At 44.2% G+C, this 25736-nt stretch carries 25 protein-coding genes; 15 read left to right on the top strand and 10 right to left on the bottom strand.

What is annotated here, in order from left to right; all coding sequences use genetic code 11:
- The first annotated feature begins 17 nt into the window (after positions 1-17).
- From L2W36_RS11865 to L2W36_RS11840, 6 genes are all read left to right on the top strand, one after another.
- Positions 18-731 carry a DUF1028 domain-containing protein gene (locus tag L2W36_RS11865; RefSeq protein WP_236110126.1) on the top strand — a complete coding sequence of 238 codons (714 nt, stop codon included), beginning with the start codon at positions 18-20 and terminating at the stop codon, positions 729-731.
- A gap of 127 nt (positions 732-858) precedes the next feature.
- On the top strand, positions 859-1581 hold the full coding sequence (locus L2W36_RS11860) for an amino acid ABC transporter ATP-binding protein (protein WP_124941843.1): 723 nt from the start codon (positions 859-861) through the stop codon (positions 1579-1581).
- Positions 1581-2375, top strand: coding sequence for an amino acid ABC transporter permease (locus L2W36_RS11855; RefSeq protein WP_006069113.1), 795 nt, complete (start codon positions 1581-1583; stop codon positions 2373-2375). The genes L2W36_RS11860 and L2W36_RS11855 overlap by 1 nt, the downstream gene beginning before the upstream one ends.
- Before the next feature lie 81 nt (positions 2376-2456).
- Positions 2457-3227 carry a transporter substrate-binding domain-containing protein gene (locus tag L2W36_RS11850; RefSeq protein ID WP_443088393.1) on the top strand — a complete coding sequence of 257 codons (771 nt, stop codon included), beginning with the start codon at positions 2457-2459 and terminating at the stop codon, positions 3225-3227.
- A 50-nt stretch (positions 3228-3277) separates the two neighbouring features.
- Positions 3278-4138: an amino acid ABC transporter permease gene (locus tag L2W36_RS11845; protein WP_050798568.1), complete on the top strand. Its 861-nt coding sequence runs from the start codon at positions 3278-3280 to the stop codon at positions 4136-4138.
- 467 nt (positions 4139-4605) lie between these two features.
- Positions 4606-5634 carry a porin gene (locus L2W36_RS11840; protein ID WP_236110124.1) on the top strand — a complete coding sequence of 343 codons (1029 nt, stop codon included), beginning with the start codon at positions 4606-4608 and terminating at the stop codon, positions 5632-5634.
- Between the two features lie 127 nt (positions 5635-5761).
- Here the strand turns inward: L2W36_RS11840 and cyoE are convergent, their stop codons facing one another.
- The 4 genes from cyoE to L2W36_RS11820 are packed head-to-tail and all read right to left on the bottom strand — an operon-like array spanning position 5762 to position 9231.
- Positions 5762-6664 carry a heme o synthase gene (gene cyoE, locus L2W36_RS11835; protein ID WP_236110139.1) on the bottom strand — a complete coding sequence of 301 codons (903 nt, stop codon included), beginning with the start codon at positions 6662-6664 and terminating at the stop codon, positions 5762-5764.
- 11 nt (positions 6665-6675) lie between these two features.
- Positions 6676-7842, bottom strand: a complete 1167-nt coding sequence (locus L2W36_RS11830; RefSeq protein WP_006069118.1) for a COX15/CtaA family protein — start codon at positions 7840-7842, stop codon at positions 6676-6678.
- Between the two features lie 46 nt (positions 7843-7888).
- Positions 7889-8461: a hypothetical protein gene (locus tag L2W36_RS11825; protein WP_236110123.1), complete on the bottom strand. Its 573-nt coding sequence runs from the start codon at positions 8459-8461 to the stop codon at positions 7889-7891.
- Between the two features lie 8 nt (positions 8462-8469).
- Positions 8470-9231: an SURF1 family protein gene (locus tag L2W36_RS11820; protein WP_236110122.1), complete on the bottom strand. Its 762-nt coding sequence runs from the start codon at positions 9229-9231 to the stop codon at positions 8470-8472.
- A 13-nt stretch (positions 9232-9244) separates the two neighbouring features.
- Here L2W36_RS11820 and L2W36_RS11815 point away from each other — a divergent pair, with 13 nt between their 5' ends.
- Positions 9245-9469: a DUF2909 family protein gene (locus L2W36_RS11815; RefSeq protein WP_081411502.1), complete on the top strand. Its 225-nt coding sequence runs from the start codon at positions 9245-9247 to the stop codon at positions 9467-9469.
- A gap of 21 nt (positions 9470-9490) precedes the next feature.
- Here the strand turns inward: L2W36_RS11815 and L2W36_RS11810 are convergent, their stop codons facing one another.
- The 4 genes from L2W36_RS11810 to coxB are packed head-to-tail and all read right to left on the bottom strand — an operon-like array spanning position 9491 to position 13800.
- Positions 9491-10372, bottom strand: coding sequence for a cytochrome c oxidase subunit 3 (locus L2W36_RS11810; RefSeq protein WP_236110121.1), 882 nt, complete (start codon positions 10370-10372; stop codon positions 9491-9493).
- The gene (locus L2W36_RS11805) at positions 10365-10973 is read right to left on the bottom strand and encodes a cytochrome c oxidase assembly protein (protein WP_006069123.1); all 609 of its coding nucleotides are present in this window, start codon (positions 10971-10973) and stop codon (positions 10365-10367) included. The genes L2W36_RS11810 and L2W36_RS11805 overlap by 8 nt, the downstream gene beginning before the upstream one ends.
- Before the next feature lie 11 nt (positions 10974-10984).
- Complete coding sequence (gene ctaD, locus L2W36_RS11800; RefSeq protein ID WP_373455203.1) at positions 10985-12613, bottom strand: cytochrome c oxidase subunit I; 1629 nt, start codon at positions 12611-12613, stop codon at positions 10985-10987.
- Positions 12614-12627: 14 nt separating this feature from the next.
- Positions 12628-13800, bottom strand: coding sequence for a cytochrome c oxidase subunit II (gene coxB / locus L2W36_RS11795; RefSeq protein WP_198558716.1), 1173 nt, complete (start codon positions 13798-13800; stop codon positions 12628-12630).
- Between the two features lie 562 nt (positions 13801-14362).
- On the opposite strand from coxB, the gene L2W36_RS11790 reads away from it, so the two are divergent.
- Positions 14363-16444 (top strand): DUF4962 domain-containing protein, encoded by a 2082-nt coding sequence (locus L2W36_RS11790; protein ID WP_236110120.1) that lies wholly within the window; start codon positions 14363-14365, stop codon positions 16442-16444.
- Between the two features lie 225 nt (positions 16445-16669).
- Positions 16670-17542 carry a radical SAM protein gene (locus L2W36_RS11785; RefSeq protein WP_006069128.1) on the top strand — a complete coding sequence of 291 codons (873 nt, stop codon included), beginning with the start codon at positions 16670-16672 and terminating at the stop codon, positions 17540-17542.
- Positions 17543-17584: 42 nt separating this feature from the next.
- Here the strand turns inward: L2W36_RS11785 and L2W36_RS11780 are convergent, their stop codons facing one another.
- A complete protein-coding gene (locus tag L2W36_RS11780; protein WP_031494167.1) occupies positions 17585-18487 on the bottom strand; it encodes a LysR family transcriptional regulator in 903 nt (300 codons plus the stop codon).
- Positions 18488-18791: 304 nt separating this feature from the next.
- Between L2W36_RS11780 and L2W36_RS11775 the strand changes: the two genes are divergently transcribed.
- Complete coding sequence (locus L2W36_RS11775; RefSeq protein WP_236110119.1) at positions 18792-19097, top strand: DUF1330 domain-containing protein; 306 nt, start codon at positions 18792-18794, stop codon at positions 19095-19097.
- Positions 19098-19184: 87 nt separating this feature from the next.
- On the opposite strand, the gene L2W36_RS11770 is transcribed toward L2W36_RS11775, so the two are convergent.
- Positions 19185-19799, bottom strand: coding sequence for a fumarylacetoacetate hydrolase family protein (locus tag L2W36_RS11770; protein ID WP_006069131.1), 615 nt, complete (start codon positions 19797-19799; stop codon positions 19185-19187).
- Between the two features lie 242 nt (positions 19800-20041).
- On the opposite strand from L2W36_RS11770, the gene hutC reads away from it, so the two are divergent.
- The 5 genes from hutC (at position 20042) to hutU (ending at position 25726) form a co-directional block, all read left to right on the top strand.
- Positions 20042-20752 (top strand): histidine utilization repressor, encoded by a 711-nt coding sequence (hutC, locus tag L2W36_RS11765; protein ID WP_236110118.1) that lies wholly within the window; start codon positions 20042-20044, stop codon positions 20750-20752.
- A 162-nt stretch (positions 20753-20914) separates the two neighbouring features.
- Positions 20915-21457 carry a porin family protein gene (locus L2W36_RS11760; RefSeq protein ID WP_236110117.1) on the top strand — a complete coding sequence of 181 codons (543 nt, stop codon included), beginning with the start codon at positions 20915-20917 and terminating at the stop codon, positions 21455-21457.
- 265 nt (positions 21458-21722) lie between these two features.
- Positions 21723-22955, top strand: coding sequence for an imidazolonepropionase (gene hutI, locus L2W36_RS11755; RefSeq protein ID WP_236110116.1), 1233 nt, complete (start codon positions 21723-21725; stop codon positions 22953-22955).
- On the top strand, positions 22945-23940 hold the full coding sequence (hutG, locus tag L2W36_RS11750; RefSeq protein ID WP_236110115.1) for a formimidoylglutamase: 996 nt from the start codon (positions 22945-22947) through the stop codon (positions 23938-23940). The genes hutI and hutG overlap by 11 nt, the downstream gene beginning before the upstream one ends.
- A gap of 94 nt (positions 23941-24034) precedes the next feature.
- Positions 24035-25726: a urocanate hydratase gene (gene hutU / locus L2W36_RS11745; RefSeq protein ID WP_198558711.1), complete on the top strand. Its 1692-nt coding sequence runs from the start codon at positions 24035-24037 to the stop codon at positions 25724-25726.
- Positions 25727-25736: the final 10 nt, after the last annotated feature.

The following is a 25736-nucleotide window of genomic DNA, read 5'->3' as shown; positions in this document are numbered from 1 at the left end:
CCCATTTCCAGAAGACTATGACAATATCTCTATTACATTTTAATCCATTAACCGGAACCTCTGCGTCCATTACTGCGACAGGAGGTCCTTGCGTTGGCGGATATGTCAATCATTCTTGGCGCTCCGTTGGTGCATGTGCTACCCAAGGGTTATTTACCAATCCTTGGTATGCAGACTTTGCCAAAAACAAATTACAGCAAGGTACTTCCGCCAGAGATATTATCAACGAACTGACTGCGTTAGACTCAGGACATAGTCAACGACAATGTCTTGTTATGGACCAAAACGGAGCATCCGCTGCGTTAGATGGCAGCGACAATATTGCTTACATTGGTCACCTTAGCTATCCAACTATTGCAGTGGCAGGCAATATGTTAGAGGGACATCAAGTCTTAGAGCAATTCAGTCGAGTATTTATTGAACAAACGACCATAAACTCCCAAGCGGTATTGGAGCACATTGAGGCCCCTCAATATAAACCAGACTATGAAGCAACTTTGCCCGATGCACTTATTAGCGCTTTAGAAGCGGCCTTATCAGCGGGTGGAGACAAACGAGGTACAGTTTCTGCATCATTGCGTATTGAATTTGCGCATCTCGCACCGATCGACATCCGCATAGATTGGGCAAAGGCCGACCTTATCGAAGAGCTTCGCTTTGTTCTGGATAAAGTACGAGAAAGAAGCTTTCAAGCGTTTTTATCTGAGCTCCCTCGACAAGTAGACCATTAAATCTTCTGGTGTCAGAAGTGTGACATCACTTCTGACACACTTATTATTCAACTAACTTCTCAAGCGCTTGTTATAGCTTAACGATATTGCTAATGTAGACGCATATAACAAAAACAATGGGTTCCAAGTGAACGCTGTCAGCTTTAACAACGTCGATAAATGGTTTGGGGAATTCCAAGCTCTCTCAGCAATTAACCTCGAAGTCCTCCAAGGTGAAATTGTCGTAATCTGCGGCCCTTCAGGCTCAGGAAAGTCCACATTAATCCGCTGCATTAACGGATTAGAGCAATACAATAATGGTGACATCCAAGTATTGGGGCAAGCTATAAACTCTAGTGGAATAAAGCCCGGACAAGTTGGTATGGTATTCCAGCACTTCAATTTATTTCCACACCTTACTGTGTTAGAAAATCTCACTCTATCGCCTATTCGCACACTCAAGCTATCTAAAAAAGAGGCCACATCTCGTGCACTCGAAATGCTTGAGCGCGTGAAAATCGCCGAGCAAGCGAACAAGTACCCTTCTCAACTGTCTGGTGGTCAGCAGCAAAGGGTAGCAATAGCGCGCTCTCTTTGTATGAAGCCTGACATATTGCTGTTCGATGAACCGACTTCAGCGCTCGATCCTGAGATGATCAGTGAAGTGCTCAATGTGATGGTTGAGTTGGCAGAAGAAGGGATGACCATGCTTTGTGTTACTCATGAAATGGGCTTCGCCAAACGTGTGGCAGACAGAGTAATCTTTATGGATGAAGGACAAATTCTAGAATCCGCTCCGCCGAGCCAGATTTTTGATAATCCGCAACACCCTAGAACAAAAGCCTTCTTAGATAAGATCTTAAATCACTGATGATATTAAAGATTATTAAGCCAGTTCTATCGGCATTGATACAGATCGCATTAGTCACTGTCGCGCTTGTTTGGCTGCTCGATAGCGGAGCCCAAGCGATGGGCTATCGCTGGCAATGGGAACGCGTACCCGATTACCTCGCCTTTTATGAAGATGGACAGTGGTGGCCCGCTGAGCTGCTTGAAGGACTTGTCGTAACACTCAAAATCAGTGGACTAGCGCTCGTTTTCACCTTGTTGTTTGGACTCATTACTGCCTTACTTAAAACATCAAACTCAGTCGTTGGTCGTGGCATAGCTCATTGTTATGTCGAAGGGATTCGAAATACACCACTACTTGTTCAAATCTACCTGCTTTACTTTGTGTTTGGTCCAATTATAGGTCTTGATCGTTTTTCTACTGCCGTGTTCGCGCTGGCTTTATTTCAAGGTGCTTATACAGCAGAGATATTGCGAGCAGGCTTAAACAGCATCCCTAAAGGGCAATTTGAAGCCTGCCGCTCAGTAGGTTTGTCGCGATTCTACACCTATTACGATGTGATACTGCCTCAAGTCGTGAGACGCACTGTCCCTCCACTCACCAATGAAATCGTATCGCTAATAAAAAACTCATCCATCGTCAGCGTTATGGCTATTTTCGATTTAACCACAGAGGGTCGCAACATCGTTTCAGAAACGGCCATGCCTTTTGAAATTTGGTTTACCGTGGCCGCTATTTATTTAGTACTAACACTTACGTTATCCGCTTTATCCGCTTGGTTGGAGCATCGCTTAAACCAATCGCAATCGATTTAACTTAAATCGCAATCAAGGAGTCAGACTATGCAAGGAAAACTCAAAAACATAATTAGAGCCATCACTACCGCTGCTATCGGTATGGCGGTGTCTCTAGGTGTCGCTGCCAGTGACACTCCAAACCTGGACAAGATCAATGAACGAGGCACGCTACGCGTTGGTATGTCCACCTTTGTTCCATGGGCTATGCGTGACAAACAAGGTGATTTGATTGGTTTTGAAATCGATGTTGCTAAACGCCTCGCAGAGGACTCAGGCTGGAAAGTAGAATTTGTTCCCACTGCCTGGGACGGTATTATTCCGGCTCTATTGGCGCAAAAATTTGATGTGATCATCGGAGGTATGTCGATCACACCAGAGCGTTCTAAGAGTGTTCTCTTCACTACACCTTACTCTCATTCAGGGGTTCAAATTGCCGCGAGTAAGAAACTTGCAGAAGGCTTCTCGACCATTGAAGACTTCGATTCTCGTCGAGTTAAGATCGCAGCAAGACGAGGTGCCTATACGGTTCAAGTTGCTCGTGAAACCTTCCCTAAAGCCAAAGTCTTACAATTTGACGATGACGCCCAAGCGTTTCAAGAAGTACTCAACGGTAACGCGCATGCAGTTATCGCATCTAGCCCTAAGCCAGAGCATGAAGCAATTAAACACGCCAATGCCCTGTTTATTCCGTTTAGTGAGCGTTTATCAAAAGGTAACGAAGCATTTGCAGTGCGCTTGGATGAAGAGGACAAAAAAGTATTCTTTGATCAGTGGATTCAGGCTCGTACCGATGATGGTTGGCTAAAAGATCGCTATGAATACTGGTTCTCTACTCTTGATTGGCAAGATCAAATCGCTGGCGGACAGTAAATATTATGATGAACACCGACTCAACATGCCGTAAATATTGCGATAGTGCAATGAAAAAGAAGTGGCGCTTATCCACTTTGGATCTTGTTCTTATTACCGTGCTGGTTGTACTACTAGCGTGGTTCGGCTATCGCTCTTCCATCGGTATTAATTACCATTGGCGATGGTCTCAGGCTTTTGAGTTGGTGTTTACTCCCACTAGCAATGGTGGACTGCCCTACTTCGTTCAAGGCGCTATCTCGACATTACGCCTTAGTATTTGGGGTATGCTGTTGGCGCTTTCCCTAGGCACTCTACTTGGACTAGCGAAGCACTCAAATATGGTGTTTTTGCGGGTTCCGGCAAATATCTTTATTCAGCTAGTAAGGAATATTCCACCACTCGTATTCATATTTATTTTCTATTTCTTCATTTCCAATCAGCTAATTCCATTACTGGGGTTATCTGAATTACTTCGTGGTAGCAGTAGTGAAATCAGTGGCTGGCAATCCTTCTTATTCGGCCCCCAATCACTATGGGAGAACTTACTATCCGGCGTAATATGCATAGGTCTGCTTTCCTCAGCCTATGTCGCTGAAATTGTCAGAGCAGGGCTTAACGCTATACCAAAAGGTCAGTGGGAAGCTGGCCAATCATTAGGTTTGTCTACATGGCATCAATATCGTGATGTTATTGCCCCTCAAGTGCTTACTACTATAAGCCCCGCTTTAGCCGGTCAAGCCATATCCTTAGTCAAAGACACCTCGATTGTTTCACTGATCTCGATACAAGAGATGACATTTGTTGGCACTGAAATCGCTAATTCATCTGGATTGATATTCGAGATCTGGTTAATCGTGGGTCTGTGCTACTTTTTGCTCTGCTTTTCATTATCGCTATTGTTTAAAAAGCTAGAAGTAACCCAGCGCTAACACTGCGCAAACCTAAGCACTACTTTCTGACAGAACATTCAAATTATGGCCGTAATAGTATGTTATGGTCATTTCTTATCCATACTCACATTATTAGTAAGCGCCAATTATTTTAACCACGTCATACTTTTAGGTATAAACATTATTATCTAACTATACAGTTTTATATAAACCTAGCGCCTTTATAATACGACATAATATTACATTTAATACATAACATTACCCGAACTTACATAACACCCTCACAAGTACCGACATACCGTAACTCATAGCCTATTTTTAAATATAAATTAATTTATCCATAAAGATCATCGTCGGAAATATATTCTATTAGCCATTTACTGAAACTTTAATTCCATTTGTCTGCACTTATAGCTTTGTTAATAATCATTTAGCCTATTTATAGATACGACGAGCCAAGAGCGTATTAATAATAAAACTTATTAGAGACTAAATAGGGATTTAACATGAAGAAAGTTTCTCTTTTAACAGCGGCTATTATTGCAGGTTTATCAGCAACGGCAGCGAATGCAGCTGACGTATATAAAGGTGATAATCTGAACCTAGCAGTGGGCGGTCGAGCTGAAGCGCGTGCTGATTTTGACAAGAGCAGTAATGATAGAACCGTGGCCGACAATAGTCGTGCTCGTTTAAACATTGGAGCTACAACTGAAATCGCAGATGGTGTAAATGCCAAAGGTTTCTATGAAAATGAATACAATAAGGATGGTTTGTCAGAGAATCGATATTTGTATGTGGGCGTCGCAGGTGAAAACAACGAACTTCAATACGGTAAAACTGACGGTTCATTAGGTATCATTACTGACTACACCGACATCTTAGACGCATTTGGCGCGGAAGCAGGAAAGAAAACTGCTACAGCGGATCGCGCAGAAAACCAACTACTTTATATTGGTAATTATGGTGGTCTGACTGTAAAAGCAAACCTTAACGGTGGTGGTTCTACTGCTACGGTTAAAAGTAGCGATATTTTTGCGACTGCGGCCAATGCAGGAAATTTAGACAAAGTATCTGGAACAGTAGATCAAGGTTATGGTCTAGCTGCCAAATATCAGTTAGGTGACCTATCTTTCGGTGCAGGTTACGCATATCAAAAAGAAGTCGATGTCAAATCTATAGATAAAAGTGGCACAGAAACTAACTTAGATGATGCTACTAGCCAAAACGTACTTGTTGGTGCCGGCTATCAGTTAAATAGTGTTTACTTAGGTGCACTGTATACTCAGGGACAGCTTCTAGAGCAAAAATACAAAGGGTTTGAAGTCGCTTCTAAGTATGATCTAACCGAGAAAGTTCGTCTTGCAGCTACATTCCAACAAGTAAAGTTTGATGAAGCAAAAGATAACAAACAAAACATCGCGGCAAGCGTACACTACAAATTTACTAATTACTTCACGACTTACGCAGGTATCTCACAAGACCTTAAAGGCGACAAAGATACAGCAGGACGTGTTGGCGCTATCGTCACGTTCTAATTCTAAACTGCACTTTTGTTAGATGGGATGGATTAACATGACCGAAGATCTTTCCTGGCAGCTAGTTTAAATCCAAACGCCCTATCAGCCATCACCTTGTGATGGCTGTTTTTTTATTATTGAAGAATTAAATTGGTAGGTAGTGGTCCACCAGCAACACTACAAATAAAATCATCAAATGCATAATGGAGAATTTAAAAGTATCCATTGCTGTCTTTTCTGTTGCCGCATACTTTAATTTCCAAGCATAATAGATAAAACCTGCACTCAAGAAGGTCGAACCGGCCAAATACAACAATCCTGTCATTCCGACTAAGGCGGGTAATAAGCACACTAATGCCAACAAAATGGTATAAAGCAAAATAGAAGTCTTGGTGTATTCAATCCCGTGAGTCACCGGAAGCATAGGAATATCGGCTTTCGCGTAATCATCTTTTCTATGAATCGCCAATGCCCAAAAATGAGGTGGCGTCCATATGAAGATAATCATTACCAGTAACCAAGCATTAGCGTGCAGCTCTCCTGTGACCGCGGTCCAACCTAACAACGGCGGCATCGCACCAGCAATACCTGCGATAACAATATTTTGTGGCGTCGCTCGCTTTAAATACAAGGTGTACACAACAGCGTAGCCAAGCAAGCTAGCGAATGTAAGCCAAGCGGTTAACCAGTTCACCCCCAAAGCTAATATTGCAAAACCTAATACGCCAATACTCAGTGCAAAAGTAAAGACTTTACCAACACTCAAGTCTCCTGATGGCAACGGACGTTTATGGGTTCTAGCCATGACAGCATCAATTCGACGGTCAATTAGATGGTTGAAAGCTGCTGCAGAACCAGCCATTAAAGCTATACCCAACAATCCCAGCACGGTAGCCTGAACAGGCAAGGCTCCCGGTATCGCCAAACACATCCCAACCAAAGCTGTTAAGATCATTAATGCGACCACTTTCGGTTTGGTCAATGTTAAATACACACGCCAGTTGAGTCTTGGTTTAACGACGGAATCCACACGACTTGTCGCCGCCATTGTCAGTTTATTCATAGAGAACTCTCCTTGTCTCCAGATGCTTTCAGTCTCTCAACTTTATTCTCCGACTCAATAACTGTCAGTGTCGGCTTTTCTGATTGAGCGTACCGTATATTCCACATAATATAGTTAGCTTGAATTAGGCTTAATAGAAGTAGCGCAGCGCCCAGATTATGCATAACAGCTATTGGCAAAGGTAAATGGAACACCACATTGCTCACCCCAAGTGCAAGTTGAATCGCTAACAGTCCTAATAACAGCACTGCGACGTTGCGTACCAGGCGTTGATTATGTTTTAGCAAGCTCAGGCCTAATATCCCAACGAGTAAAGTCACCACAATCGCACCAAAACGATGACTCACATGGATGGTCATTCGTGCAGCATAGTCAAGTACGCCAAATTCGTAATTATCAAAGCCAGAATGAACCGGAGTGAAAGCGGTTTTAAAGTCGAGATAGCGCACCCATTCGCCTTCACAAATCGGCAAAGCGGTACACACCACAGCAGCGTAATTTGAAGATACCCAACCGCCGAGTATTATTTGTAAGATGGTTGCGGTAAGAGCCAAGCCAGCCAATATTTTGAGTCGACGACCAATTATCTTTGGCTCACCAGTCACGATATTAGCTTCAACCACTGTTGGCTGAAAGGTCGCACTTACCGCAGATTTAGATTTCGCTTTATTATCCTGCCGCGTCGCTATCACGTTCGGACGTAGTTTTAAATATGTGAAAAATAGTAAAGAAAACATCGTAAAGCCGCCTATCAGGTGACCCATGACTACAATTGGCATCAACTTAAGCGTCACCGTCCACATCCCCAATGCAGCCTGGAAGACAATCACTAAAGATAACGACAACGGCAAAGCCACTCCTAGTCGTGTACGCTCATATCTTAATGCCAGGTAGGTCATCGCGAACACAACCAGACCCAGAGATCCTGCCAAATAACGGTGTATCATTTCTAGCCAAGCTTTATGAGGCTCCACCGCTCGCTCGGGAAAAAGAGTATTAGCAACGGCAACATCAACGTTATTGCTCGGAACCGTAAGATGGCCATAACAACCTGGCCAGTCCGGACAACCTAAACCAGCATCAGCAAGGCGTGTATAAGCCCCCATTGCGATGACAACAACGGTCAGAACTAACGCCCCTTTCACCAAATCTATCAGTCTCATTGCAACTCCTTATGCCTTCAACACTGGTGTGCTCAACCTTTCGCTTCTACCCTACTCGCGATAACTTGAGTAACTTTCTTAGATCGGATAACAACCCCTTGCTATGGGCGATTTGTTGTTCCTTGGTTGTGGGTTCAAAAAACATCACGACTTGACCTAACGTGTCGGTAATGATATACCCTTGTGATGGCACTAAAGCCGAGAAAGCATCGTTAACGGTCAACACGGTCACCGAATCCGGTAGTTCAGGCAGTACTTGTCCGGTCTGTACATAAACAACAGGTGTCACGCGCTCTTTATACTTTCCTAGCGCTAAGTATGTTTGTCCCATGACGTATAAGCGATTTAAGCATGCATCATCACATGTAGCAGGAAGCATAAAACCAAGCTGCCAACTCTCTCCTTGAAGAGGGTTCACCATTCCCAGTGACTCAAACGTTACTCGAGGCTCCAACAGCCGACCATGATTGGTCACGCCAGACTCATACCAATGGTTACTCAGAATCGCCTTCGCGACGATAAACGGCAACGCAAAAAACAGAATCAACGCCAATAGCGTAAGTCGTCCTTTTAACACGGCTTTGGGCTTAAGCGAATGTGTCGTCATCCCTGTGCTCATAAACGCTCCTAATGTCTTGTTGAATGAGTTTTTCTGGCCCATCGATACACGGCAATACCTACTACGAAGGCAAATACCAACGCCATGGAGAACCACTGAAAAGCGTACCCATAGTGTTTGCTCGAGTTCATAGACAATGGTTTCCAAGGGTGAGCATAAGGCGTTGTTGAATCGATAGGCTGCAACGCCCATGCTTGTAGGGGCTTACCAGTAAGCTCTGCCAATGAACCTATATTTAAGTTCTGAATTCGAAATCTGGTAGAAATCGAAGAGGTAAAATCTTCAGGGTAGAGCTCATTACCTAAAGGGCTGTCCATCTTTTGATATAAACGCCCGGTTATCATCAGAGGTTGGGTTAAAGGCTCAACAACAGGCAATGACTGTCTTTGCTCCATTCCTTTAACGAAACCCAGTTCAAGAAGCAAAAAGCGTGACTGGTCATCGATAATAAGCTGAAACACCAAATAACCAACTTGTCCTTCAAAGGTCTGATTATCCAAATAAAAAAGCTCTGGCAGAGGCGTGACCTCAGCAAAGACGGTGACACCTATCCAATCAAGATAATTACTGTTCGATTGAGGCGTGTTTGAAAAATGGACAGAGCTCAAAGAAATCGGAGGCTGCTTACTTCGCTGAGTCAACATCGACTCCATATGTGATTTGTCGTTACCTCGCTGTAGCTGCCACAAACCTAATTTGACCAAAGTAGAAAACACAACCACAGTTAATACAAAGCCGACCCAGAATTTCACCGATTTGAACCAAACCACGTGAGGAACCTCAATGTCACCGACACTATTGTTTAAGATTGTTTTAGTACTGCTGTTACTTTTCATCATCTTTAACTTAGCGCTTGCCTTAATTCGAATGGTGCGAGACGACCCTAATTCTGATAAACCCATGAGTCACTATCTGGGTCGCCGTGTCTTATTTTCTGCGATCGTTATTATTCTTTTGATCATCGCCCTTCAAAGTGGATTGCTTGCTCCTAATCCCCGCCCTTATTAAGTCAGTTCTCTAAAACTTGAGTTAAAGTACATAAACAAAAACAAAGAGGCACAACCAAACCACATCAACAAAGTGCCAGTACCAACTGCCAGCCTGAAATGCAAAATGGTCTTTGGGAGTAAAATGATCTTTAGCGATTCGGAACAAGAGTACAATCAAGAAGATCGTTCCTAAACACACATGTAGGCCATGGAATCCAGTCAGCATAAAGAAGGTATTGCCGTATATCCCAGATTGTAAGGTCAGTCCCATATCTTGATATGCATGCGCATATTCAACCGCTTGGTAATAGAGGAAAAACACCGCTAGTACGATGGTAATCTCAAGCCAGACGATAAGCGCCGTTCGTTTGTTTTTCTCCAAACTGACATGCGCCATATGCAGCGTAATCGAAGAAAGCAGTAGTATGATAGTGTTCTTCAATGGCAAACCTTGCCATGGCATCGCCTCAGTCGTGTCACCTGCTGGCGTTGTCGTCAAAGGCCAAATTGCTTCAAAACTAGGCCACAGAACTTCGTGAGTCATCACATTGTTGTCTGCCCCGCCAAGCCAAGGGACGGAGATCATTCGTGCATAAAACAACGCCCCAAAAAAAGCGCCGAAGAACATCACTTCAGAAAAAATGAACCAGCTCATCCCTTGACGAAATGAACGCGTAATCTGATCTGAATACAAGCCTGACAATGATTCACTGACAACGTTGCTAAACCAACCTGACAGCATGTACAACAACACGACAAAGCCAAGCGCTAGAGTAACGTTACCAATGACACTACCCGCCCCACCAGTTTCTAAATGTTGAACCGTGAGCCCAGCCCCAACCGCTACTAAAAACAGCGCGATTGCCCCCACGATTGGCCAACTACTCTGAGCTGGAACGTAATAAGATTGAGGTTTACTCATAGCTTAACTCCCTGTTAAGTGCGCTTTTGCTACCCTTACTGCGTTCAACGGCATCCTGCACGCTTGCATTGCTTGTGATGTTGTAGAGTGTGTACGACAAAGTCAGTGTGTGAATTGACTCGGGGATATCAGGTTCGATATAGAAAATTAGAGGCATCTCCGCTTCGCCATTAGCATCAAGAGGTTGATGGTTGAAGCAAAAGCACTCAATTTTATTAAAATAAGCAGCGCCAGTGCCCGGAGATACAGATGGCACTGCTTGCCCGATTAAAGATTGCGACGCATTGTTCTTTGCCAAATAAGCAGTTTGAATCACCTCACCGGGATGAACATCAAGGTAGATGGTTTCGGGCTTAAAGGTCCACGGCATATCAGGATTGATGTGTGCCATAAACTCAACACGAATCGTACGCGAGATGTCCGCCCTCATTCCGACGGGTTGCACCGCAGACACCGTATTGGTTTTACCATTGATACCCAATGCTTCACACATAATGTCGTACAACGGAACCAAAGCAAAACCGAACCCAAACATGCCGATAACAGCAACACTAAGCCACGTTACTAACTTTTTATTTGACTTACGGTTTTGCTCGCTCATAAGTCACCTCTCTAATCCACTTTGGGTGGAGTACTAAAGGTGTGATGCGGTGCTGGACTTGGGACTGTCCATTCTAGCCCTTCCGCTCTGTCCCAAGGTTTGGCTTCGGCCTTTTCTCCACCTTTAATGCACTTGATTACTAACCATAAGAAAATCAACTGCGACAGACCAAAGGCAAAACCGCCGATTGAGACGATCTGGTTTACATCCGCAAATTGAATTGCATAGTCAGGAATACGCCTTGGCATGCCCGCTAATCCTAAGAAGTGCATCGGGAAAAACAGCACATTGACCGAAATAACCGAGCACCAAAAATGCCACAAGCTAAGTTTGTGGTCGTACATATGTCCTGTCCATTTGGGCAGCCAGTAATAAGCGGCCGCCATAATTGAGAACACAGCACCAGACACCAATACATAGTGGAAGTGAGCCACGACAAAATAGGTATCGTGATACTGGAAGTCCGCCGGCACGATAGCTAGCATCAACCCAGAAAAACCACCGATGGTAAACAAGACAATGAAGGCGATGGCGAACAGCATGGGCGTTTCGAACGTTAACGCACCGCGCCACATGGTTGCTACCCAATTAAATACTTTCACACCCGTTGGCACAGCAATCAGCATAGTGCAATACATGAAGAACAACTCTGCGAATACCGGCATCCCTGTAGTAAACATATGGTGCGCCCAAACCAAGAAAGACAACAGTGCGATACTGCACGTCGCATAAACCATAGAGTGGTAGCCAAACAGTTTCTTACCACTAAACGCTGGTACGATTGCAGAGACGATACCGAAAGAAGGTAAAATCATGATGTACACTTCTGGATGGCCAAAGAACCAGAAGATATGTTGGAACATCACAGGGTCGCCGCCACCCGCTGCATCAAAGAAACTGGTTCCAAAATACTTGTCTGTTAACACCATTGTCACAGCACCCGCTAACACTGGCATCACCGCAATAAGCAGGAAGGCTGTAATCAACCAAGTCCAAACAAAGAGTGGCATTTTCATCAACGTCATCCCAGGGGCGCGCATATTGAAAATGGTAACAATGACATTTATTGCCCCCATGATGGAGCTAATCCCCATGATATGTACCGAGAAAACAAACAATGCCGTACTATCGGGACCATAGGTTGTAGAAAGTGGTGCATAGAATGTCCAACCAAAATCAGGACCACCACCGGGCATGAAGAGAGATGACAATAGAATCAGGAAGGCGAACGGCAGAATCCAAAAGCTTAAGTTATTCATGCGCGGTAATGCCATATCTGGCGCACCGATCATCATAGGGATCATCCAGTTAGCCAACCCAGTAAATGCAGGCATTACTGCACCAAATACCATCACTAAGCCATGAACTGTGGTCATCTGGTTAAAGAAATTTGGCTCTACAAGCTGTAAGCCCGGTTGGAATAGCTCTGCACGAATGACCATTGCCATTGCGCCGCCAGTAAGAAACATGGCGAAACTAAACCACAGGTACAATGTCCCGATATCTTTATGGTTAGTGGAGTATACCCATCTTGCCCAACCTGAAGGGGCGTGATCATGATGATCGTCTTCAATAACGGCCGTGCTTTCCGCACGACTCATCTCTGCATCCGTCGCTGTTGACGACTTAACTGTTTCCATAGGATCCGTTTTCATCATAACTCCTTGGAGCTGGTTTGCTCCCCATCTTGCGCTTTGAACGCATTGATATCAGAGGCTTGTACTGCATCTCCCGTATCATTACCCCAAGCATTTCGCTGGTACGTCACTACTGCTGCTATTTCTTTGTCTGTCAATTGGTTAGCAAACGACTGCATGGCTGTTCCATTTACCCCATCAACAATTTTGCTGATGTGAATCGACACATCTCCGGTCGTCGCAACTGCACTCCCCGCAATGGCTGGAAAAGCCCCCGTGATACCTTCACCGTTTGCTTGATGGCAGACAGCACAACGACCCGCATACACTTCTTCACCAATTGTCATCAGTTCATCAAGTGGAAGTGTGGCATCAAGAGATTTTGCTGCTTCCGCTGCTGCCAATGCCATTTCTTGTTTCTTTCCTGCTAACCATGCATCGTAATCACTCTGCTCCATGGCTTGAACGACGATCGGCATAAACCCATGAGCTTTACCACACAGTTCGGCACATTGACCACGATAAACACCTGGCTCGTCAATCTTGGTCCATGCCTCATTAATAAAGCCTGGGATTGTGTCTTTCTTGACGGCAAAATCCGGCACCCACCAAGAGTGAATTACATCATCGGATGTCATTAAGAAGCGGATTTTTTGATTGATGGGTACGACGAGTGGATTGTCTACTTCTAGTAGATAATGAGCACCTTTTTCTTCAATACCGTCTATTTGCTTTTGAGATGTAGCCAACAAGGAGAAGAAATTAACATCTTCACCAAAGTACTCGTAGTGCCATTTCCACTGCGAGCCTGTAATTTTGATGGTGATATCGGATTGAGACGTATCTTCCATTGCCACCAAAGTTTTGGTTGCGGGAATCGCCATCGCAATCAATATGATAATCGGAATAACCGTCCAGACAATTTCAACTTTGGTGCTTTCGTGGAAGTTAGCGGCGACGGCGCCGCGAGATTTTCTGTGTTTGAAAATGGAGTAGAACATCACTCCGAATACAACAAATGCAATGGCACAACAGATGTAGAAAATCAGCATATGCAAGTCATAAACTTGGTTACTGATATCAGTAACGCCTTTAGTCAAGTTATAGCCGCTCGACTCGGCGATGAGAGGTTGGCTGATTAGCGCAGCAGCCACACCAATCCATAAGCGAATGGTCAGCAATCTCTTCAAAAGATTTCTCCTTTGCCTAGCCACGTTTGTCCTAACGTGGTTCCCCTATGACTTATACCAAGCACGTCTGAAGAGTGATCAAACAATTCAGGATGGTAAAGCCCGCAATCAAAACCCAACTAACTGTGATTCGACGACGTCTAACGAAGACCAACTAGGTTTTATCAACTCGAAAATGAGTTTCAAAAATAAAGCCAAACTGCACAAGTAAACAGTCATACACATGATAACCACTTACTTATTGAGTCCGGTATCAATAAAATACAACACAAAACAATTTGTTATATTTTTGTTAACTAAAGGCTAGTTAGAGAATTAGAGATTCGCAAGGATAAAAATAAAAGGTCACTTTTTGTGATGGTGGCTTGTCGATTACCGTTTAAATTTTGACAAACTGGAAAACTGATGTCTCTAGAACAACGGAAGGCGTGGATTCTGTCATTGCTCACAAAATACGTAAAAAACCATGAACCACTCGTAGAAGTATTTTATTATTGTATGACAATATGGCATATTACTTCTATTCCCTTTAGACATACTTCGTATATACAAGAGAGTTGGTATGAGTAACGACAAATCATTCGATGCAATCAAGGCCATGAAGCTGGAAAACGACACTTCTGCTGGTAACTTGGTTGACCTACTACCTATTGAAGTTCAGAAACGAGACTTTGACCTGTCCTTCCTAGATAACCTTGCAGAGGCTCGTCCTCGCCTACTCATCCAAGCCAATGAACTAGCCGAATTTAAATCAAGAGTTAAAAAAGATGAATCTCACTGCATGTTCGATGACTTCATGAATAACTCGACGGCCAAATTTTACGATACTGAACCTTATCCAGAACCTCAGCCTTACCCAGAAGAAACGGTTGGCAAAGCCTCTCTTTGGCGACCTTATTGGCGTCAAATGTATGTTGATTGCCAGATGGCGCTCAATGCGACACGTAATCTTGCGATCGCAGGCATTGTCAAAGACGATAAAGAACTTATTGGCAAAGCTAAAGCTTGGACGCTCCAACTCGCGTCCTATGATCCAGACGGTGTAACATCTCGCGGCTACAACGACGAAGCAGCCTTCCGCGTCATCGCAGCAATGGCTTGGGGCTATGACTGGCTACATGGTCACTTTACTGAAGAGGAACGTTCAATAGTACGTGAGGCATTAGTGACTCGTTTAGACGAAATTATGCATCACCTAAAGGTCACCGTTGACCTATTAAATAATCCATTGAACAGTCACGGCGTTCGTTCTATTTCTTCCGCTATTATCCCGACGTGTATTGCTCTCTATCACGACCATCCTAAAGCTGGTGAATATATTGCGTATGCGTTGGAGTACTATGCCGTCCATTATCCGCCATGGGGTGGTGAAGATGGTGGCTGGGCAGAAGGTCCAGATTATTGGAATACTCAAACAGCCTTCCTAGGTGAAGCATTCGATCTGTTAAAAGCCTACTGTGGTGTAGATATGTTCAATAAAACATTCTACGAAAACACAGGAGACTTCCCACTTTATTGCATGCCAGTTCACTCGAAACGAGCCAGCTTCTGCGACCAATCTTCTATCGGTGACTTCCCTGGGTTAAAACTTGCCTATAACATCAAGCATTATGCTGGAGTAAATCAAAAGCCTGAATACGTTTGGTATTACAACCAGCTGAAAGGCCGTGATACTGAAGCACATACGAAGTTCTATAACTTTGGTTGGTGGGACTTTGGCTATGACGATCTTCGTTTTAATATTCTTTGGGATGCGCCTGAAGAAAAAGCGCCGTCAAACGATCCGTTGTTAAAAGTATTCCCTATCACAGGCTGGGCAGCTTTCCACAACAATATGACTGAACGTGATAACCATATCCATATGGTCTTTAAATGTTCACCATTTGGTTCAATCAGCCATTCACACGGCGACCAAAATGCGTTTACTCTGCATGCCTTTGGTGAAACATTAGCGTCTATCACCGGCTACTATGGTGGCTTTGGCGTCGATATGCATACAAAGTGGCGTCGTCATACTTTTTCTAAGAACTTGCCCCTGTTTAATGGCAAAGGGCAGTACGGAGAGAACAAAAACACCAAATTTGAAGGTCACCAAGACCGCTTCTGTATCGAAGCAGGCGGTCAAATCACAGACTATGACACAGACTCTGACGTCAAATTTGTAGAGGGCGATGCAACCGAATCCTACAAGTTCTTTACACCAGATATCGAATCCTACAAACGTAAGATTTGGTTCGTGAAAGGCAAGCTCTTTGTCATCCAAGACAAAGCGAGCTTTGGCGAAGAGAAAGATCTCACTTGGCTAATGCATACCACGTTTAATACCGAGACAGCTCAAAAGTCATTTGCTATCCACGGTGACAAAGCACATCTAGATGTGAGCTTTATCAATCAGAGCGCTGAGAAAATTACGTCAGTGACCAACGTCGAAGGCTTTGGCGATGTGGACCCTTACGAGTTCCAAGATCTCGAGATCCACCGTCATGTAGAAGTAGAATTTTCTGCATCAAAACAACACGACATTCTTACGTTGCTTGTCCCTAATAAGAACAACGGGGAACAGGTGCAGGTATCACACAGCGTTTGCGGTAGTGAACTAACGCTCATTGTAGACGGTGATACGGTAGTCATCGATTTATCGTAATCCGTAAAAAAGGAACACAGCCCCTTTTAGCCACGCTTCAAGGGGCTTTTTTATCACTAACAGCTTTCGACTCTGGTTCATCCGAAACATCAATTTATATACATAATCTAAAAACTGATTATCTATAGCTATCAATTATCAACAGAATAGACACCTGATAATCTCCGCTCTGCAATAAACAACGCATCGAACGCACTGTTGGTGCTGTTCATTGGAGAAACATATATGCAATATGAAGGTAAAGTTTATCGGCCTTGGCCCGAAGCGCGCAGCATCTTGATTCAGACCACTCTAGGTTGCAGTATTAATACTTGCACTTTTTGTAGCATGTTTGACGACAAACGCTTCAAAGTTCGAGATCTTGACGCTGTTTTTAAGGATGTTGACGACGCAAGATTCATCTATCCTCATGTGGACTCTATTTTCTTAATCGACGGTAATGTTATGGCAGCGCGCACCGAGTACCTTGTTAAGTTACTGGATAAACTACGCAACACGTTTCCCGAAGCCTCTAAGATTTCGATGTACAGCGGCTTAAATGACTTTAGAAGAAAGACGGTCTCAGAGCTTAAAGAGATCAAAGATGCAGGACTGGATATGTGTTATTCCGGCTTGGAATCTGGAGATCCTGTCGTGCTGGAGCGAATCAAGAAACGTATGACCGCACAACACGCGATCGAAGGAATGGCAAGAGCGAAAGAAGCCGGAATTGAGACGCTGCTCTCTTTCATTTTTGGATTAGGTGGTCGTGAGCGTTCGAAAGAACATATCGTAGCAACGACTGAATTATTGAATATCACCAATCCAGAACAAATTGCGCCCATGGCACTCGCGATTCAACCGGGTACCATCATGGAACAAGAAGTGCAACGTGGCGAGTTTATTATGCCAACTCAGTTGCAAGTACTGGAAGAAGAAAAATATTTGTTAGAAAACCTCAATATCGATACTTTCTATTGGGGTGATCACGGTAATAACCTTGTACCTCAAAAAGGTTTCTTACTTGACTCACGCGATCAGTTTTTGGCAAATATAGATCGAGCCATCGTGGCGAATCCTTTAGCAAAAGATAATATTATTCATACGTTTGCTTGGTAGAGGTCACGTGCTAGTGTGGTGGCCTACTTTAGACTGCCCACTTCATCGCTTCTCAAGTTCCCAATATGGCTGGCTTCCAAAATAGTCCGAGAAAAAGTCGATAAACGCTCGAACTTTTGGCGCTAGCAAGCGCGAACTTGGGTAGACCGCCCAAATAGCGGTTTCAGATATCAAAGGGTAGTCTTCTAGAATCGGAATCAACTCCCCTCGCTCTAGATACTCGTAGCAACACCATGCAGAGCTTACCGTTATTCCTAATCCATGCACACAAGCGTCTCTTACTGCTTCACCATTGTCGGCTTTAAACTCGCCTTTAGGCTTCACAGATACCGGACCATCTGGTGTCTCGAATGTCCAATTTTCAAAGCCAGTTAAACAGACAAAATTATGTTCAAGCAAGTCAGTAGGATGAGTTGGCTTGCCATGTTTAATGAGGTAACTAGGAGATGCACATACAATTCTAGTATCGCTGGTAAGTTTACGTGCCACTAATGTTGAATCTTTGAGGGCCGCATTCCTTATTGCAACATCAAATCCTCCTTCAACTAAGTCGATAATAGAGTCCGAGAGTCGGCAATCGATTTTTAACCCCGGATGTGCATCCATAAAAGCCTGCATGGCTGGAATCAAATGCATACGTCCAAAAGACGCCGGAGCAGAAACTCGTAGAACACCACTTGGTAGCCTATTCCCCGCTCCTACCGATGCTCTGGCTATTTCTATACTTTCCAATACCTCTTCCGCGTGCGGGAGAAAAGCTACTCCTTCTTCGGTTAGCGATACTTTTCGGGTTGTTCTATGAACCAACCTAACACCTAAAGCGCTCTCTAACTTACTGATATAGGAACTTGCTACGGCTGGCGACAAGCCTAGCTCTTGGCCAGCTTGACTAATATTGTGCGTTGCCGCAAGACGAACAAATAGTTTTAGATGCTCAACATTCATGATTTCCCTTATCTCAAAACATCAGTAGGCATACTCACTTAGTAAGTAAATTAAAACCTAGCGACGCACTTACACAACAATGACACTTCACCAATGGCATTCAATATCTAAATAATAATGCAAATATCGGACGATTATAAACGTTATCTATAAAGTATTTCAGGAAAACAAGCATAGTTTGCAAACAGCTATCACTCTAAAGTTAGGTCAATAGCAACGGACCTGCATCGAGATAAGGTTTGGTGATTTCAATAGATAAGGTTTGGTGATTTCAATAGTTAATGATCAATAGAAGGAAGGCGATATGTCTACGTATTATTCAGTTTTAGAAGTGACACCAACAAGTCAAGATTGGGTATCTGACTACATTGGTCCGGCAAATAAACTTGTCGCTAAATATGGAGGTAAGTATCTGGCCCGAACTAATCACCATGAGCGTCTTGAAGGTGAACGACAGGATCCTGCTCTGCGAATTATTATTGAGTGGCCTTCACACCAGGCGGCCAAAGACTTTATGAATGATCCGGAATACCTTCCGCACCTTACCGCACGAACCAAAGGTTCAGTCAGTCATCACGCGCTTATCGAAGCCAAAGATGACTTAACATAAAATAAAAAGCCATCACGTTCGCAGTGATGGCTCAAAATGTCAGCTAAAGAAACTTGATAGTTCAATAAAAATGTACCGTCTGCTAACCTAAATCGCCAGCCATTCCACCTCGACAATGGGTTTGCCTAGATACTTCACACGTCCTAAGAAACGATCACCAGAAACAATCTCGCCAACCCCTTGGGGCGTCCCGGTCATCACAATATCTCCATCTTGCAATTCAGTGTAAGAAGCCAGTTCTTGCAAAATCACAGCTGGTTTATACAACATTTGTTTGGTGCCACCTAGTTGCATTCGCATACTGTTGATAAACAACTCCACCTCAAGCTCACAGACATCCATATCTGATAATGGAATGAAACGGCTAAATTTGGCCGAGTTATCAAACGCTTTAGCTCTTTCCCAAGGCAGACCCTTCTGTTTCAACTTAGACTGTAAGCTTCGTTTGGTAAGATCTAATCCAAAGCCCACTGCGTAGAGTTGTCGGTTGCGGATAAGGAAGCAAATTTCTGCCTCGTAATGAAGAGGCTCATCAAGGTAAGAATAAAGCTCTGATGCGATACTAGAGTTTGGTTTGTTGAACACCACCATATCTTCAGGGATCTCATTCCCTAATTCATTGATGTGTTCGACGTAGTTACGGCCTACGCACAAGATCTTCGATGGGAAAAAAGAGTCATCTCCAACAAATACCGCTTTCATTGCCCTTCCTTGACTGACAGGTAAATTCAACACTAAGAACTGTGCATTTTAGCGGATTTATAGTGACAGACTTATGATTTAGAAGAGTATTTTTCAAAGTTGAGGCAAGGATCGAGGTTTAAGTTGTTATCGTAGTTGCGCACCCAGCCCACAAATTTGATAGGAATTCATCTCACTCCTTGCATTTTAATTCAATTTCGACAACCATTTGTATATTCAATTTATCGAGTGACGAGTCGTTAATGTCTGCTGAGCCCCTGTATATTCAAATCAAACAATATATCGAACAGAAGATAGACCAAGGGCACTGGCCTGTTGGACAGCGTATCTCAACCGAAATGGAGCTCACCGAACAGTTTTCTGTCAGTCGAATGACCGTTAATAAAGCCATTAGGGATCTGGTGGGTGAAGGAAAATTAGAGCGACGGCCAAGGCTTGGTACGTTCGTAAAAAAGCAGAGTGAAAAGGCTGAGAGTCCTCTACTTGATACACGGAACATCGCCAAAGAAGTCGCTTCTCGCGGTAAAACTTATTCGTGTGATGTCATTAAACACCTCGCAACCAAAGCCGACCAGAATATCGCCACCAAGCTAGGCGTTATGTTGGGGAGCTCGGTTTACTACAGTGAGATCTTACACAAAGAAAACGACCTTCCTATTCAGTTGGAATGTCGTTGGGTAAACGCAAAGTTTGCACCTGACTATTACAAACAAGATTTCTCGAAAGTCACTCCAAACGAGTACTTGACGCTAAACTGCCCAATGACTGCCGTTGAACATACCGTCGAAGCCATTATTTGTAATGATGAAATAGGTCAGAGACTCAAAATGATGACAAAGGAGCCTTGTTTATTGCTCCACAGAAGAACTTGGAGTGACGACCGCCTTATCAGTACAGCCCTGCTCTACCATCCCGGTAGCCGCTATCAGCTGAGCTCGAAAGTCACCCTTTAGTCACGTGTAATACTCTCGAATTAAACAAACTAAACAACTCACTAATTTGTAAGCTAACTAACGATAATACAACGAGTTAGCTTACGTTGGCTTACCCCAATACCTAAGTTCCAATGTTAGGATTTCTCGCATAATAACCACACAAACCAGTGAGAAATCAGAATGAAAAAAACAGTCTTAGCACTTTCTTTAGCCATCGCCGCTTTTTCTACGGCACCTTTAGCCAACGGAGGCTTCTACGTTGGTGCCTCTTATTCAAAAATGAGTTACGACGCAGCGTTTGTAAGCAGTAACGAAGTGACAAATGGCTACTCAGTGAAAGGCGGCTATGATTTTCCTTTGGGTAGCTTTTTTGTACTTGGTACAGAGCTAGAATATAAAAACCTTGGTTCAACCAAAGAGTCTTTCCTCAGTGATTATTACACCTTGTCGATGACCTCATACGGAATCAATGTCATCCCAAAACTTTATATGGGCGATCGTTTTTACGCGATAGCAAAACTAGGTTTCCACAAAATTAATTCTGAAGTTGAAACTAACGTTTCGGTCAACGGTTCATCAGTCTCCGACACTGCATCCGTATACGGACTCGGTCTTGGCTACGACATCACGGAACACTTTGCGATTCAAGCTAGCTACGAAATTCACAACATCGCCGTCTACAATACCAAGTCTGCCAACCTTGGAGTGAAGTTTAACTTCTAATCTTACCTATATCTGGCAAATTATACTCACTTCAGTAGGTCACCGTATAGTGGCCTACTTCTGTTTAAGATCATGTATATCAGTCAGTTAAGCCACAGAGTTACCGCCGTTAAGGTTTAAAATCACCTAACCTGATCCTTCTATTTAATCATCTACTGAAACCTCAAATCTTAGACGCTTAGATCACATTTTGTACGATGCACTATTGATCAATTGTATATATTCGACTAAATATTTGTATATACAATAAAGCTCTGGATTGAACATGCACTTAATTCTTAAAAATGCCCGACTTGTTACTATGGAAGAAGGTTCAAGTGGATACACTCCTACGGAGCCTTGTTACCTGCTTATTCGTAGTGGGTTAATTGTCGCTATAGGTGAAGACCTATCCACACTCTACGGCAATACGCCAAAAGAGTGCTCAGATTGTCCAGTACTCGATTGCGCTGGCAGTATTGTGACACCCGGATTGATTGATCCCCATACACACTTGGTTTTTGCTGGGAGTCGAGCACAAGAATTCGAAGCACGTTTAAACGGCGAATCGTACCAAGCTATCGCTCAGCGTGGTGGCGGTATTAACAGTACGGTTGCATCGACTCGTGCCGCCTCTGTGGACGAGCTAATTGAACTTGCCCTACCAAGATTGGACAGTTTGATTAAAAGTGGCTGTACAACTATCGAAGTGAAATCAGGTTACGGATTGACGCTAGAAGATGAAGCGAAGATGTTGGTGGCCGCCAAGTCGTTAGAAAACCATAGACGCGTCAGTATTACCACGACGTTACTCGCAGCACATACTGTCCCCCCTGAATATCAGGATAGAGCGGACGACTACATAAACTACGTGGTAAACGACATCATCCCTCACGTCGCAAAACACAACTTGGCAGATTCTGTAGACGTGTTTTGTGAATCCATAGGATTTACTCTAGAGCAAACTGAACGTGTTTTTGCCGCAGCTAAAGCGCATGGTCTTGCTGTCAAAGGGCACACCGAGCAGCTCAGTAATCTTGGCGGCAGTGTACTTGCCGCTCAATACAAAGCACAGTCGGTCGATCATATCGAGTATCTGGACCAAGCGGGCGTAAAAGCTCTTGCCGCTTCAGGGACCGTAGCAACACTTTTGCCCGGGGCATTTTACTTCTTAAGAGAAACACAGCTGCCACCCATTGAATGGCTGCGTGAGTTTAACGTGCCAATGGCAATCGGTAGCGACATTAATCCCGGAACCTCTCCATTTGCAGACTTACAGTTAATGATGAATATGGCTTGTACCTTATTCCGTCTAACGCCAGAAGAAGCGCTTCGTGGTGTGACATGCCATGCTGCGGCAGCAATTGGTCAGAAAGACACCATAGGACAAATCCGCAAAGGATTTAAAGCCAATTTAGCCATTTGGGATATCGACCATCCGAGCGAGCTTAGCTATCAGTATGGATTGAAAGGACTTAAACAACGTATCTTTGCTGGGAGTATCGAACATGTCGCCTAAAGCAATCAATACTCAGCACAGTTTTACTTGGTCTGGCCGTGACGACCTAGAAGATGGCGAGAAGCGTCTCAGAGTTCATCACGTCATTACACAGATTCATGAGCTAATGTCAGACACTTGTGGTGCTCAACTTCTAGGTTTTGAAACCGATGAGGGCGTGTCTAGAAACAAAGGTAGAGTTGGCGCTAAAACGGCACCTGATGCTATCCGTGGTGCCTTAAGCAATTTGGCTTGGCACTCAGAAACTAAGATTTTAGACCTAGGCAATTCAGGCTCACAAAACACATCTTTGGAACAAAATCAAAGTACAACGGCCAAAATCATTACCAATGCCCTCTCTCATGGACCTGTCGTTGTGCTCGGCGGTGGACATGAAATCGCTTGGTCATCTTTCTTAGGGCTATCAAACTATCTACGCCAAAGCGAACCCACTCCTAGAATCGGTATCATCAATTTCGACGCTCATTTCGATCTTCGAGAGTATCAATCTGAAACCGTGCCCTTAAAGCCGAGCTCTGGAACGCCATTCTCGCAAATTGCTGACCACTGCCAATCAGAGCAACTCGCTTTCGAATACCTTTGTATCGGCATCAGTTCAACTTCCAATACACAAGCCTTATTTGATAAAGCGCAGCGCTTGAATGTTCGCTATATCGAAGACACAGAGCTACTGCTTACCCCCCACACACCAATGCTTGAGGAACTTGAACAGTTTATTGCCAGCGTCGACTACCTCTATCTCACAATCGATCTAGATGTGTTCAATGCAGCGCTTGCTCCGGGAGTCAGTGCTCCCGCTGCGATTGGTTTATCCATTGAACACTTCTATCCATTTTTTGACGCGATATTACAGCACAACAATAAGTTGCTGATGGCGGATATCGCTGAATATAACCCTACTTATGACATTGACAATCGCACCGCCAAACTCGCCGCTAGGCTCTGTTGGCAAATGCTGACGGCAATGTCCAAGCAGCAAAAATAGACAATAGATAACAATTAACAACCAATTACGTGAAACACAGTGCGACGCCGCATAACGAACCAACTTGGCGTCCACCATTCAAAAGGAAAACAAGATGACTGATAGTAATAATGCTCGTCTAGATGCAACTCGCAAAATCAAGGCACCACATGGTACTGAGCTAAATGCCAAATCATGGCTGACAGAAGCACCACTGCGCATGCTGATGAACAATCTTGATGACGAAGTTGCTGAGCATCCTCAATCATTAGTGGTTTACGGCGGTATCGGCCGAGCGGCGCGCAATTGGGAGTGTTATGACAAGATCGTCGAAGTCCTAAAACGTCTTGAAGATGATCAAACACTCTTAGTTCAATCCGGCAAACCCGTCGGCGTTTTCCCTACACATAAAGACGCCCCACGCGTATTAATTGCCAATTCCAACCTTGTCCCACATTGGGCCAATTGGGAGCACTTCAACGAGCTGGATAAGCAGGGCCTAATGATGTACGGCCAAATGACGGCAGGTTCGTGGATTTACATTGGTTCTCAAGGCATCGTTCAAGGCACGTATGAAACCTTTGTGGCGATTGCCAAGCAACATTTTAATGGCGATGCCAATGGCAAGTGGATTCTAACAGGTGGCCTTGGCGGTATGGGCGGCGCTCAACCACTCGCGGCGACTATGGCTGGCTTTTCAATGATTGCTGTAGAGTGTGACGAATCTCGTATCGATTATCGTCTAAATACTCGTTATGTCGATACCAAAGCGCATAGCCTCGATGAAGCATTGTCCATTATTAAGAATAGCGACAAACCAATCTCAGTTGGTCTACTAGGAAATGCCGCTGATATCTATGCAGAATTGGTAGAGAAAAACATCACGCCAGATGTTGTCACCGATCAAACCTCAGCACACGATCCTCTTAACGGTTACTTACCGCAAGGCTGGACCATGGAACATGCTAAACAGCAACGTGAAAGCGATCCAACGGGCGTGGTGAAAGCGGCCAAAGCCTCAATGGCAGTGCAAGTTGAAGCCATTCTAACTATGCAACAACGCGGCTCGGTAGCAACTGACTACGGGAATAACATTCGTCAAATGGCGTTGGAAGAAGGGGTAGAAAACGCGTTTGATTTCCCAGGTTTTGTTCCTGCGTATATCCGTCCACTTTTCTGTGAAGGTATCGGACCTTTCCGGTGGGCTGCACTCTCTGGTGATCCGGAAGACATCTATAAAACAGACCAAAAAGTCAAAGAGCTGATTCCTGATAATCCACATCTGCATAACTGGCTCGATATGGCGCGTGAGCGTATTCAGTTCCAAGGTTTACCTGCTCGTATCTGCTGGGTAGGCCTGAAAGATCGTGAGCGTTTGGGTCAGGCTTTCAATGAAATGGTTAAGAATGGCGAACTAAAAGCACCTGTGGTTATTGGTCGTGATCATCTTGATTCAGGTTCAGTAGCCAGCCCGAACCGCGAAACCGAAGGTATGATGGACGGCTCAGACGCAGTGTCCGATTGGCCATTATTGAACGCCTTACTCAACACCTCAGGTGGTGCTACTTGGGTCTCTCTGCACCACGGCGGCGGTGTAGGAATGGGCTTCTCACAACACAGTGGAATGGTCATTTGCTGTGATGGTAGCGATGATGCTGCTCGACGTATTGCACGCGTTTTACACAATGACCCTGCAACTGGCGTAATGCGCCATGCCGATGCTGGGTACGACATCGCTAAACAATGTGCCAAAGAACAGGGCCTAGATCTGCCAATGCTGAATCAAAATGATGATAACCGAGCTTAAGGAGTACACC

This window comes from Vibrio sp. McD22-P3 (assembly GCF_021568915.1).
GTDB lineage: Bacteria > Pseudomonadota > Gammaproteobacteria > Enterobacterales > Vibrionaceae > Vibrio > Vibrio mediterranei.
This window is presented reverse-complemented; position numbering and strand designations above follow the sequence as displayed.